The following is a 12,146-nucleotide window of genomic DNA, read 5'->3' on the forward strand; positions in this document are numbered from 1 at the left end:
ATGTGCGGAGCCATGGATGGCGGAGCCCAAGCGCACATGGATGTGCTTGTAGCGTTTTTTGGGAGGAGGTCCCCACCACTCGCCATTCACCAAACCCGAGACGCGTGGGGCCCAGGTTTAATACATCCCGGAACCCACAGGAACCCCGCGAAGAGAATTAGGCAGAGCCTCCCGAATCTCCACATCAATAAAGTGCCCAACCACCTCCGGATTCTCATGCCGGAAGTTCACAATACGGTTGTTCTCGGTACGGCCCGCGTATTCACCGGGGTCCTTCTTGGACAAGCCTGTTACCAGAATACGCTGTGTCGTGCCCACCATCTTGCGACTGATGTCCATCACATTCTGGTTCAGCCGGTCCTGGAGAATGCTCAGGCGCTGTTTCTTCACCTCCAGTGGCGTGTCATCCGGCAGGTCCGCCGCCGGAGTGCCGGGCCGGGCGCTGTAGATGAAGCTGAACGACATATCGAAGCCAATATCGTTGATCAGCTTCATAGTGTCCTCGAAATCCTTCTCGGTTTCCCCCGGGAAGCCAATGATGAAATCCGAGGAGAAGCTGATGTCCGGGCGAATCTTGCGCAGGCGGCGAAGTTTGGACTTGTACTCCAGAGCTGTATGGCCGCGCTTCATGGCTGCCAGTATCCGATCTGAGCCACTTTGCACTGGCAAGTGCAGGTGGCTGACCAGCTCTGGTACCTGCTCATAGGCCTCGATCAGTGAGTCCGAAAACTCCACCGGGTGTGAGGTGGTATACCGGATACGGTCAATGCCGTCGATGGTGGCGATCAGGGTCACCAACTCCGCCATATCCATCACGTCACCATCGTGGGTCTCGCCACGGTAGGCGTTCACGTTCTGGCCCAGCAGGTTCACCTCACGTACGCCCTGGCTGGCAAGGTGGGCGACTTCCGCGATCACGTCGTCCACCGGACGACTGACTTCCTCGCCACGGGTGTAGGGCACCACGCAGAAGGTGCAGTATTTGCTGCAGCCTTCCATGATGGAAACAAACGCGGACGGGCCGTCCGCGCCGGGATCAGGCAGGTTGTCGAACTTCTCGATTTCCGGAAAGCTGACGTCTACCACGCCAACACCATTACCCTTGGCGCGGACTTCGGTGATCATATCCGGCAGACGATGCAGGGTTTGCGGGCCAAAAACCATGTCCACGTAGGGCGCCCGGTCGATGATCGCCTGACCCTCCTGGCTGGCCACGCAACCGCCCACGCCGATGATCAGGTCCGGTTTGCTGTTTTTCAGTTTCTTCCAGCGACCCAGCTGGTGGAACACTTTTTCCTGCGCTTTTTCGCGGATCGAGCAGGTGTTCAGCAACAGGATGTCGGCGTCGTCCGGCGAGTCGGTCATTTCGACGGTTTCGCCGGTGCGAAGCAGGTCTGCCATGCGTGATGAGTCGTACTCGTTCATCTGGCAGCCATGGGTCTTGATGTACAGCTTCTTGGCCATGATTCTCAACGTGCTTGGTGTGTGATTTGCGCCGGGAGGTTGGGAGTGGCGCTTAAAAAAGTTAGCTGCACATTATAACGGGGTGATCAATCGGCAACCACCTTTGTCTCGGCAATCCTCTAAATCGCTTGTGGTAGTATTGGTTTTTCCAATTTTTTAGAACGCTCAAACAATCATGACTCCCGAACGCCTGGCCCGAATCAAACAAACCCTGGATACTCGCCAGCCCGATCTCAGCGTCCTCACCGACCAGGTCCACAAACCCCGCAATCTGTCGGCCATCATCCGCTCCTGCGATGCGTTTGGTCTTGCCAGCATGCACGTGGTCTGGCCGCGGGAAGGTTTCCGTGCCTTCCGAAAAACCGCCGGCGGCAGCTACAACTGGGTCACCACCCACACGCACCCCACCATGGACGATGCGGTTTCGGAGCTGAAAGGGCGGGGCCACAAACTCTACGCCGCCCAATTGTCGGAAAGAGCGATTGATTACCGGGAAGCGGATTTCACCGTGCCCTGCACGGTGATCATGGGTAATGAAGTAGATGGTGTCAGCGACAGCGCTGCCGAACAGGCTGACGAGCACATTGTGATCCCCATGATGGGCATGGTGGAGTCCCTGAACGTGTCGTCCGCCTGTGCGATTATTCTGTCCGAAGCACAACGGCAGAGGAAACAGGCAGGCCTGTATGCCCACCAGAGGCTACCAGACGATGAATACAACCGTCTGCTGTTCTGCTGGTGCCAGCCGGTCGTAAAACGCTACTGCGACGACCGCAACCTGCCATACCCGCCTATAGACCCGGAAACCGGTGAATTAGTCGACGGCGTAGGCTGGATGCAGGAAGTCCGAAAGCTCCGAGCCAACCGTCCGAGGTGGACTGATAAAACAGAATCAGCCACCAACGAACCTCAATAAAAGGATTAACCACAGTCGATTGATCGGTCACGGTGTGGGGTAGCATTTTCTGCCGGAAAAAGGTGTCCGAGCGCAGCGAGTTCTTTTTCCAGAAGAAAATGCTACCCCATGGCGGGACCAGCCCCAAGAGTTCTCAGTCTAGAAGGTCAGCCCCCAAAGTCATCAGATCAGTGAGCTGCTATTCCTCCCGGCCTTCAAGATAACGTTGCAGCTGCTCCCGCAACGCCTTAGGCAACCGCGTAATCGTCAATGCGTCGTTGTCACGGTCATAGTAAACCGCCTGATTCACCAGATCCGAAGAGAACGACACGCTCATACCACCACCTGAGCCCGCAATCCGAACCAGCTTCTTCACCTTGCGGTGATCTGGATGCAACACCCCGCTTTCCGGCAGCTCGGCAGTCTCACTGGCAAACTCCTTGAAACGCTGAGGCTCGTTCTCATCCAGGTAGCCCGACAATGCCTCGATGGCCACCGGCTCGCCCAACGCATGCTGCTCCTTCGAGAACTCATAGGCTCGCGCCCGAATCTTGCCTGCCTCTTCCGGTTCGGATGATTTGGCAAAGGCTTCCACGGCATCCATGAACGTCAGCGTCTCTTTCTCCACATCCACCTGATTGGTGAAACCGCATAGCTTGATGAACAGGTCACCGCCTTCCCCGGAACCACGAGCGTGGACCAGCGTAAGATAGTTCTCGCCGGCGTTGTCACCCAGCCAGTCGTCCAATTCCACGCGCACCGCCAGATTCAGCCGCGACAGGCTCAGGATGTCCGTCGCGTCCAACGTTTGCTGGGCATCAAAACGCATGGCGCTGTCGTTTTCCAGGATAAACAGATAAACCACCTCCGCATCCGCGAGGGCTTCGTGGACAATCATCAGGTGCCCCTCAAATTCCTCCTGGGCGCTGTTCAGCAGTTCTTGCCATTGCCCAAAAAGACGGTCAGTCATCGACGCAAAGCTTTGCTTGTCCTCCCGGTAGTCCTTCAGCCAGCTGCTAAACGGACTTTCACCGATGTCCTCGGAAAAGCGACCGTATTTCTTGCCGGGCTTGCTGTTGAACAGGCGCTTCATCTGCTTGTGAAGCGCCTCATAGTCGCCACCCGGCTCGGCCAACGCCTCGCCGGGACGAACCCGCGCCGGCTGTCCGGGCTGATACTGGCTGGCGAAGAGAGTGCGGAGCTGTTTGATGGCCATGGAGTCAAGAGTCCCTTGGTTAATAGAGCGTGTAGGAGGCTGAGGGTAAACCTTCAGGGATTGGGATTGTAATGGTTTTTATAGGGCTGTGGGATCAGCCCCAAAACGAAGAAGCCCCCAAGGCCTAAGACCATGGGGGCTATCCTCAAGTCCCAAAAGCGAGGTTAAACCCGCTTATGCCGCATCAGGTCCTGAATCAGTGAAGTCACCGCTTCAGTGATCTCCTTGTCATTGTCTGCAGAAACAGACGCCGATGCCACATCCGCACCCAGGTTCACCGCAATGGCAATCAGGCCATGGGCACTGACCACCTGCGCTGCGCGCCGACGGTCTTCGGCATTGCCGGCGTTGTCCTCGCTGAGGACAACGGAGGTCTTGCCCTGATCGAACAGCGCCCGTTCAACTGCCAAGGCCAGCGCCGTGGCCTGCTTGCCGTTACAGGCAATAATGGCAGGCTTCTGCGCCAGACGGCGCTCGCGCTCTTCGCTGGTCACCGGGTCCAGCGACTCAACTGTGCCTGCAGTGCCAGCAATCATGCCCGCACCGATCGTCACGTTGGTCAGTCGATCAATCACAATGAAGCTGCCCGTGGCGTGGTTGCGCTGATAGGCATCAAACGCAATGGGCTGGCTCAGGGTCAGCTCACACAGTCCGATTTCGTTCAGCTGAAGCGCAGACGGGTTGTCGTTCTTCTCCAGCGTGTTGACGTCGGTCTGGTGATGAATCTTTTTGACGGTAGCCGAGGTAAACGTCGGGCCGAGCTTGATGTCGTAAAGGCGACCGGTTTCCAGCGGGCCGTCCGTCATCCAGACAATGTTGGCGGTGAAGCGGTTGCCCACTTCTGGCTCATCCTCAGCCTTGACCAGCATATCGCCTCGGCTGACATCGATTTCATCGGTGAGCGTCAGTGTGACCGCCTGGTCGATATAGGCTTCTTCCAGGTTGCCATCAAACGTCACAATGTCTTTGATTGCGCTGGTGCGTCGTGAAGGCAAGGCCATCACTTTGTCGCCGGGGCGCACAACACCAGAGGCTATGGTGCCGCAGAAACCGCGGAAGTTCAGGTTCGGGCGCGTCACGTACTGGACGGGGAAGCGGAAGTGCTCCAGATTTTTGTCGTGGGATACTTCCACCGTCTCCAGAATGTCCATCAGGGGCTGGCCGTCGAACCAGGGTGTGTTCTCACTCCTGTTAACGACGTTGTCGCCTTCGAGGGCAGACAGTGGCACGAAGCGAATATCCTTCAGGCCAAGCTGATTGGCAAACGCCAGGTAGTCGTCCTTGATTTCATTGAAGCGTTCTTCGCTGAAATCAACCAGATCCATTTTGTTCACTGCGACCACGATGTGGCGAATGCCAAGCAGAGAGGCAATGTAAGAGTGGCGGCGGGTCTGGGTCAGAACGCCGTGGCGCGCATCGATCATCAGGATCGCAACTTGAGCCGTCGATGCCCCTGTCGCCATGTTGCGAGTGTACTGCTCGTGGCCGGGAGTGTCTGCGATGATGAACTTGCGCTTATCAGTTGAGAAAAAACGATAGGCAACATCAATAGTGATGCCTTGTTCCCGCTCGGCCTGCAGGCCATCGACCAGAAGGGCAAGGTCCAGCTTTTCGCCCGTTGTGCCCATCTTGGCGCTGTCACTTTTCAGGCTCGCCATATGATCTTCATAGATCATCTTGGTGTCGTGCAGCAGGCGGCCAATAAGGGTGCTCTTGCCGTCGTCCACACTGCCGCAGGTGAGTAGGCGCAGCAGTTCCTTGTTTTCGTGTTGCTTCAGGTAGGCCTGAATATCTTCCGCAATCAGATCAGACTGGTGTGCCATCTTAGAAATACCCTTCCCGCTTTTTCTGTTCCATGGAGCCGGCCGAATCGTGGTCGATCACGCGGCCCTGGCGTTCGGAGCTGGTTGCCAGCAACATCTCCTGGATGATCTCCGGCAGCGTGTCTGCCTCGGATTCGATGGCGCCGGTCAGTGGGTAACAGCCCAGGGTGCGGAAGCGGATGGATTTCATCATCGGCTTTTCGCCTTCTTTCAAAGGCATGCGGTCGTCGTCCACCATGATCAGCGTGCCATCGCGTTCCACGACGGGCCGCTTGGCAGAGTAGTAAAGTGGCACGATTTCAATGTTTTCGAGGTAGATGTACTGCCAGATATCCAGCTCGGTCCAGTTGGACAGCGGGAATACCCGGATGCTCTCGCCTTTGTTGATCTTGCCGTTGTAGATGTTCCAGAGCTCAGGACGTTGGTTCTTTGGGTCCCAGCGGTGGTACTCGTCACGGAAGGAATAGACGCGCTCCTTGGCACGGGATTTTTCCTCGTCCCGGCGAGCGCCGCCGAAAGCAGCATCAAACTTGTACTTGTCCAGGGCCTGTTTGAGGGCCTGGGTTTTCATCACGTCGGTATGCTTGGCGCTGCCGTGAGTAAAGGGGCCGATGCCCTGTTTGATCCCGTCCTCGTTCTTGTGGACGATCAGGTCCAGGCCATACTCTTTTGCTTTGCGGTCCCGGAATTCAATCATCTGCTTGAACTTCCAGGTGGTGTCCACGTGTAAGAGCGGGAAGGGCAGCTTGCCGGGATGAAAGGCTTTGCGGGCCAGGTGCAGCATTACTGCGGAGTCTTTCCCGATGGAATAGAGCATGACCGGGTTGTCGAACTCGGCTGCAACTTCCCGGATGATGTGGATGCTTTCAGCTTCCAGCTGTTTGAGATGCGTCAGGTTGTAAGTGGTCATCGTGTCCTGTTACCGCTTTGCGTGCCTCCGGATTCGATAGAGGCTGGGCGTGTGAATGCCGCAATGATACCAGATCAGGCCATGGCATAAGAAGTCGGGTAACTAGAGTTTACTGCTATAACAATATAGCGGCAGGAAAGGCTGGAGGGTAAAACTTCCGAGTTAGTGCGACGAGGTGGAAAGCAGTTTGCTGACGTAGTTGTTCACGTAGTCGAAACCATTGCCTTCGAACTCCGAGAACTGGATGCCGAGCTGGAACTGGTCGCGGGCAATTCGTCGCATGTGGACAATGTTGCCTCCGGCGATCACAGAAACGGGTTGGTTGGCAACAACCGGCACAGAGAATGTCGTTGTTACGGATATCCAGTTTCCGGGTGCCGGTGTTTTCTGGCCGGGAACCAGTTTTCTCACGGAGTCCTGATCACAGAGGACCATCAGGCCGGTTCGGGAAATGTTGGAGACTTTACAGGTAAGGCAGCTGCCGTCGGTTTTTTCAATCCGGGCTTCGGTAGCGACATCGACGCGTTGTTGGTTGCGTAGGTTTGGCTTGGCGGCAACTGGTTTCATAGTCACTCTTCTTGCATCTCTGGTTTCAAAGCAGGCAGCCTTACCCATCGTTCAATCCTTTATTATTTTTTACTCGCTGCCTTCTTTCCAGGCACGCTTTCTATACACACGAGAAAGCCAGCCAATTGTCATAAATCTGCAATATGGCGAGTGCGAAAAACAGCAAGCGCTTGTTGTTTCGATCTTAACTTCCTGAAAGTTTAGTTGTTTGTTTGGTGATCAGCAAGTTGCCTGTCGCCAAAACTGTCAGATTTGTGAACTGAATGTGAGCGTGGTGTCACCAATATCGATTCGGAGCGCTCGCGATCAGCGGATACGACGGACAGCTGTTACTTACGGTGTCGGATTGGCTGCGGTAAACTACGCACCAACATCCACCGGGGCCGCTAACGGCTCCACGATTTCGTGCAGGTTATGACAAACAAGATTTCATCCGTTCCCGCAGGCAGCGGAAAAGTGGGTTTTATCAGTCTTGGCTGCCCCAAGGCCCTGGTTGATTCCGAGCGCATCCTGACCCAGCTTCGGCTGGACGGCTACCATGTGGTACCGACCTATAACGATGCTGATATCGTCGTGGTGAACACCTGTGGCTTTATAGATGCCGCCAAGCAGGAGTCCCTTGATGCCATTGGTGAAGCAATCAATGAAAATGGCAAGGTCATCGTAACCGGTTGCATGGGTGTTGAAGCGGACAAGATACGTGACACTCACCCGGGTGTTCTCGCCGTGTCCGGCCCACACGCCTACGAAGAAGTTGTGGGAGCGGTGCACCAGTTCGTGCCGCCGAACAAGCAACACGATCCGTTTACGGACCTGGTACCTCCTCAGGGTATCAAACTGACCCCCCGGCATTATGCATACCTGAAAATTTCCGAAGGCTGTAACCACCGATGCACCTTCTGCATCATCCCGTCCATGCGCGGCGACCTGGTCAGTCGCCCGATTGGTGACGTGATGGACGAGGCCAAGCGCCTGGTGGACGCTGGCGTAAAAGAGCTTCTGGTGATCTCCCAGGACACCTCTGCATACGGTGTCGACACCAAGTACCGTACCGGATTCTGGCAGGGCCGCCCGCTAAAGACCAAGATGCAGTCCCTGTGTGAGGCGTTGGGTGAAATGGGCGTTTGGGTGCGCCTGCATTACGTTTATCCCTATCCGCACGTGGACGATGTGATCCCGCTGATGGCGGAGGGCAAAATCCTGCCGTACCTGGATATCCCGTTCCAGCACGCCAGCCCGAAAGTGCTCAAGGCCATGAAACGCCCGGCCCACGACAGCAAGACGCTGGAACGCATTCGCAAGTGGCGTGACATCTGCCCGGAGCTCACCATCCGTTCCACCTTTATTGTCGGTTTCCCCGGCGAAACAGAGGAAGATTTCCAGTACCTGCTGGATTGGCTGGATGAGGCTCAGCTTGATCGTGTCGGAGCCTTCAAATACAGCCCGGTGGAAGGTGCGAAGGCGAACGAGATCGAAGGTGCCGTTCCGGAAGAAGTAAAGGAAGAGCGCTTGGCCCGGTTCATGGAAAAACAGGCTGAAATATCAGCGGCCCGATTGCAGGCCAAAATCGGCCAGACTATTGACGTTCTCATCGACGAAGTCGACGAAGAAGGCGCCATCGGCCGCTCCAAGGCGGATGCGCCGGAGATTGACGGCATGGTTTACCTCAACGACGAAACCGATCTTGTTCCGGGGCAGATTGTTCAGGCTGCGGTCGAGCATGCGGATGAGCATGATCTATGGGGTCGGCTTGTTCGGTAGTCTTCAGGTTACGCTACTAGCCTCCTTGGGCTGGAGTTGCTTGTCAGGCGTTTTCTCGGAGCCAGTTGGCCTTGGTGGGAGGCTTCTCCCAAAAATGTGCGGAGCCATGGATGGCGGAGCCCAAGCGCACACGGATGTGCTTGAAGCGTTTTTTGGGAGAAGCCTCCCACCGAGGCCTCCCCCCAAACCAAGCAGGCTGGGGCCGCAGCCAGAGGGTCAGCCCCCCAGTTTCTTCACCAGAATCTCATTAAACAGCTTCGGATTGCCCTGGCCCTTGGAGGCCTTCATCAGCGGCCCCATGAACCCGCCGAGCATCTTCTTCTGCTTCTTGGGGTCGGATTCCTGCTGATACTGGGCCACCTGATCCGGCATGGAGGCCAGAACCTCGTCCACCATCTTCTCAAGCTCGCCAGTGTCCGACACCTGCTTCAGGCCTTTGGCATCGATAATCGCATCCACGCTGTCATTTTCGCCGGCCCAGAGCGCCTCGAACACTTTCTTGGCACCCGCCGATGAAATCGTGTTGTCCGCGATGCGCACCACCAGATCCCCAAGCTGCTCGCCGGAAATCGGTGAGTCGGCAACAGATTTTTCCTCCGCATTCAGACGTGCGGAGAATTCGCCCTGAACCCAGTTGGAAGCCAACTTGGCGTCCTTCCCGCGATCAGCGGCGGCTTCGAAGAATGCGGCCAGTTTCGAGTCGCCAGCCAGTAGTCCAGCATCGTAGTCGTTCAGGCCGTACTGCTCCTTGAAGCGGGCCTTGCGGGCATCCGGAAGTTCCGGGAGGCTGTTGCGGGCTTCGTCGATAAAGGCGTCGTCGATGTCCACCGGCAGCAGGTCCGGGCAGGGGAAGTAGCGGTAATCGTTGGCTTCTTCCTTGGTGCGCATAGAGCGGGACTCGTCCCGGTCGCCATTGTACAGGCGGGTTTCCTGAACAATGGTGCCGCCGTCCTCGAGAATGTCCATCTGCCGCTCGACTTCGTGGGCAATGGCCTGCTCCATGAAGCGGAAGGAGTTCAGGTTCTTGGTTTCGGTGCGGGTGCCCAGGGTATCGGAACCCTTGGGCTTGAGTGAGATGTTCACGTCAAAGCGCATGGAGCCCTGTGACATGTCACCGTCACAGATGCCCAGGGACGTGACAATGCCGTGGAGTTTTTTGGCAAAGGCGACAGCCTCATCGGCATTGGTCATGTCGGGTTCAGTGACCACCTCAATCAGCGGCGTGCCTGCGCGGTTCAGGTCGATGCCCGTCATGCCGTGGAAATCCTCATGGAGAGATTTTCCGGCATCCTCTTCCAGGTGGGCATGGTGAATACGCACCCGCTTGGATTCGCCGCTGGCCAGATCGATATCCACATAGCCGGGGCCGACAATTGGGCGCTCCAGTTGTGTTGTCTGGTAGCCCTTGGGAAGGTCCGGGTAGAAATAGTTCTTCCGTTCGAACACTGAGCGGCGTTCAATCTCGGCGTTGACCGCCAGGCCAAACATCACCGCGTAGCGGAATGCCTGCTCGTTCGGCACTGGCAGCGTGCCCGGCATGGCCAGGTCAACGGCATTGGCCTGGGTGTTGGGTTCGGCACCATAGGCGGTGCTGGAGCCGGAAAAAATCTTGGTTTTGGTGGCGAGCTGAACGTGAATCTCCAGCCCGATCACAATGTCCCATTGCATAGTCGTTCTCCTGTATCGGGCTTATTGCGGTTCGCGCTGGTGCCAGTCGGTCACCTGCTGAAATTGATGGGCGGCGTTCAACAAGCGAGCTTCGGAGAAGTAATCCCCAATAATCTGCAGGCCTACTGGAAGCCCATCCACAAACCCGGCTGGAACGGACATGGCGGGGATGCCCGCCAGGTTGATGGCAATGGTAAACACGTCCTCCAGGTACATGGTCACCGGGTCGCTGGTTTTCTCGCCCTGTATAAAAGCCGGGGAGGGCGTGGTCGGGCTCATCAGCACATCCACTTCCTTGAAGGCGTTAATGAAGTCCTGCTGGATCAGCCGACGAACCTTCTGGGCTTTCAGATAATAGGCGTCGAAGTAACCGGCGGACAGGGCGTAGGTGCCCACCAGAATCCGCCGCTTGACCTCGGTGCCGAAACCTTCGGCCCGGGTGCGTGTGTACATGTCCAGCAGGTCTTTCGGGTCTTCGCAGCGGTAGCCATAACGGGCGCCGTCAAAACGGGACAAGTTGGCCGAGGCCTCGGCCGGGGCGATAACGTAGTAGGCCGCGATGGCGAGGTCAGCGTGGGGAAGGGACACTTCCTTTACCGTGGCACCGAGCTTCTCGTACTCCCGGATAGCACCCCGAACTTGTTCTTCCATGGCGGCACTGAGGTTGCCAGCGAAGTATTCCTTCGGCAGCCCGATGCGTAACCCTGTCAACGGCTCGTTCAGCGTTGCGGTATAGTCCGGAACGTCACGGTCAATGGAGGTGGAGTCCTTGGGGTCAAAGCCCGCCATTACATTCAGCATCAGCGCATTGTCTTCGGCTGTGCGGGCCATGGTGCCACCCTGGTCCAGGCTCGAAGCAAAGGCAATCATGCCGTAACGGGACACCCGACCATAGGTTGGTTTCAGCCCGGTCACGCCACACAGCGCGGCCGGTTGACGGATGGATCCGCCGGTATCCGTGGCTGTCGCCGCGGGCACCAGCCGCGCTGCAACCGCCGCCGCGGAGCCGCCGGAAGAGCCGCCCGGCACCCGCTTCTCGCCCTGGCTCAGACCCCAGGGGTTGGCAGTGGCGCCAAAGTAGCTGGACTCGGTAGACGACCCCATGGCGAACTCGTCCATGTTGGTCTTACCCAGGCACACAGCGCCCGCCTTGCGGAAATTCTCCGTGACCGTTGCATCGTAGGGTGGCACAAAATTCGCCAGCATCTTCGAGCCACAGGTGGTCGCCACGCCATTGGTGCAGAATATGTCCTTGTGGGCGAAGGGCACACCCGTCCAGGGTGTGGCCTTACCCGCTGCCCGTTGCTCGTCTGCCGCATGGGCGTCGGCCAGGGCCTGTTCTTCCGTAATGGTGATAAAGCTGTTGAGCTGCTCATCTTCCTTTTCAAGGCGGCCCAGGAACTGCCGGGTCAGCTCCACGCTGGAAATCTTGCCGCTTTCCAGATCTCGGGAAAGCTCTGCTACGGATTTGTTATGCATGATACGTCCTGTTTACGTCGCTGTTCGTCGGGTCAATCGATGCCCTTTATTCAATCACTCGGGGAACCAGATAGAGGCCATTCTCGGTAGCCGGCGCAATCTCCTGGAAAGCCTCCCGTTCATTGGTTTCCGTCACCTCATCCGGGCGCAGGCGCTGGACGGCATCCAAGGGGTGGGCCATGGGCGCCACCGAATCGGTATCCGCCGCGCTCAACTGGTCCACCAGATCCAGGATATTGCCCAGATCCTTTTCCAGCGCTGAAACCTGCTCCTCGTCCACCCGAATGCGGGCGAGCACAGCGACTTTCTCAATGTCCTTGCGGGAAATGGTCACGCTTCCTCCCATATATATGAAGTTTCAGT

General features: G+C 57.1%; 10 protein-coding genes. 2 read left to right on the forward strand and 8 right to left on the reverse strand.

The window, feature by feature from the left end; all coding sequences use genetic code 11:
* Positions 1-117: 117 nt before the first annotated feature.
* Positions 118-1,464 (reverse strand): tRNA (N6-isopentenyl adenosine(37)-C2)-methylthiotransferase MiaB, encoded by a 1,347-nt coding sequence (gene miaB / locus AXW11_RS17210; protein ID WP_041332420.1) that lies wholly within the window; start codon positions 1,462-1,464, stop codon positions 118-120.
* A gap of 175 nt (positions 1,465-1,639) precedes the next feature.
* Between miaB and trmH the strand changes: the two genes are divergently transcribed.
* Entirely contained in the window at positions 1,640-2,380 is a 741-nt protein-coding gene (gene trmH / locus AXW11_RS17215) for a tRNA (guanosine(18)-2'-O)-methyltransferase TrmH (protein ID WP_075196519.1), read from the forward strand.
* A 178-nt stretch (positions 2,381-2,558) separates the two neighbouring features.
* Here trmH and AXW11_RS17220 read toward each other — a convergent pair whose 3' ends face one another.
* From AXW11_RS17220 to AXW11_RS17235, 4 genes are all read right to left on the reverse strand, one after another.
* A complete protein-coding gene (locus tag AXW11_RS17220) occupies positions 2,559-3,575 on the reverse strand; it encodes a nucleoid-associated protein (protein WP_075196518.1) in 1,017 nt (338 codons plus the stop codon).
* Between the two features lie 164 nt (positions 3,576-3,739).
* Positions 3,740-5,398, reverse strand: coding sequence for a sulfate adenylyltransferase subunit CysN (cysN, locus tag AXW11_RS17225; RefSeq protein WP_091640975.1), 1,659 nt, complete (start codon positions 5,396-5,398; stop codon positions 3,740-3,742).
* Position 5,399: 1 nt separating this feature from the next.
* A complete protein-coding gene (gene cysD / locus AXW11_RS17230; RefSeq protein ID WP_036209815.1) occupies positions 5,400-6,308 on the reverse strand; it encodes a sulfate adenylyltransferase subunit CysD in 909 nt (302 codons plus the stop codon).
* A gap of 162 nt (positions 6,309-6,470) precedes the next feature.
* Positions 6,471-6,875, reverse strand: a complete 405-nt coding sequence (locus AXW11_RS17235) for a PilZ domain-containing protein (RefSeq protein WP_036209818.1) — start codon at positions 6,873-6,875, stop codon at positions 6,471-6,473.
* A 414-nt stretch (positions 6,876-7,289) separates the two neighbouring features.
* Here AXW11_RS17235 and rimO point away from each other — a divergent pair, with 414 nt between their 5' ends.
* Positions 7,290-8,636, forward strand: coding sequence for a 30S ribosomal protein S12 methylthiotransferase RimO (rimO, locus tag AXW11_RS17240; RefSeq protein ID WP_091640978.1), 1,347 nt, complete (start codon positions 7,290-7,292; stop codon positions 8,634-8,636).
* A gap of 216 nt (positions 8,637-8,852) precedes the next feature.
* On the opposite strand, the gene gatB is transcribed toward rimO, so the two are convergent.
* Genes gatB through gatC form a run of 3 tightly spaced genes read right to left on the reverse strand, consistent with a single transcriptional unit; the run spans position 8,853 to position 12,117 of the window.
* The gene (gatB, locus tag AXW11_RS17245) at positions 8,853-10,304 is read right to left on the reverse strand and encodes an Asp-tRNA(Asn)/Glu-tRNA(Gln) amidotransferase subunit GatB (protein ID WP_091640981.1); all 1,452 of its coding nucleotides are present in this window, start codon (positions 10,302-10,304) and stop codon (positions 8,853-8,855) included.
* A gap of 21 nt (positions 10,305-10,325) precedes the next feature.
* On the reverse strand, positions 10,326-11,783 hold the full coding sequence (gene gatA, locus AXW11_RS17250) for an Asp-tRNA(Asn)/Glu-tRNA(Gln) amidotransferase subunit GatA (RefSeq protein WP_041332422.1): 1,458 nt from the start codon (positions 11,781-11,783) through the stop codon (positions 10,326-10,328).
* A gap of 46 nt (positions 11,784-11,829) precedes the next feature.
* A complete protein-coding gene (gatC, locus tag AXW11_RS17255) occupies positions 11,830-12,117 on the reverse strand; it encodes an Asp-tRNA(Asn)/Glu-tRNA(Gln) amidotransferase subunit GatC (RefSeq protein ID WP_041332423.1) in 288 nt (95 codons plus the stop codon).
* Positions 12,118-12,146: the final 29 nt, after the last annotated feature.

This window comes from Marinobacter sp. Hex_13 (assembly GCF_001566815.1).
Taxonomy (GTDB): Bacteria; Pseudomonadota; Gammaproteobacteria; order Pseudomonadales; family Oleiphilaceae; genus Marinobacter; species Marinobacter salarius.

What these genes read in the sequence shown, in the direction of transcription:
- gatA (WP_041332422.1), bottom strand. Translation starts at nt 11,783, where the DNA reads ATGCATAACAAATCCGTAGCAGAGCTTTCCCGAGATCTGGAAAGCGGC.
- cysN (WP_091640975.1), bottom strand. Translation starts at nt 5,398, where the DNA reads ATGGCACACCAGTCTGATCTGATTGCGGAAGATATTCAGGCCTACCTG.
- trmH (WP_075196519.1), top strand. Translation starts at nt 1,640, where the DNA reads ATGACTCCCGAACGCCTGGCCCGAATCAAACAAACCCTGGATACTCGC.
- gatB (WP_091640981.1), bottom strand. Translation starts at nt 10,304, where the DNA reads ATGCAATGGGACATTGTGATCGGGCTGGAGATTCACGTTCAGCTCGCC.
- AXW11_RS17220 (WP_075196518.1), bottom strand. Translation starts at nt 3,575, where the DNA reads ATGGCCATCAAACAGCTCCGCACTCTCTTCGCCAGCCAGTATCAGCCC.
- cysD (WP_036209815.1), bottom strand. Translation starts at nt 6,308, where the DNA reads ATGACCACTTACAACCTGACGCATCTCAAACAGCTGGAAGCTGAAAGC.
- AXW11_RS17235 (WP_036209818.1), bottom strand. Translation starts at nt 6,875, where the DNA reads ATGAAACCAGTTGCCGCCAAGCCAAACCTACGCAACCAACAACGCGTC.
- miaB (WP_041332420.1), bottom strand. Translation starts at nt 1,464, where the DNA reads ATGGCCAAGAAGCTGTACATCAAGACCCATGGCTGCCAGATGAACGAG.
- rimO (WP_091640978.1), top strand. Translation starts at nt 7,290, where the DNA reads ATGACAAACAAGATTTCATCCGTTCCCGCAGGCAGCGGAAAAGTGGGT.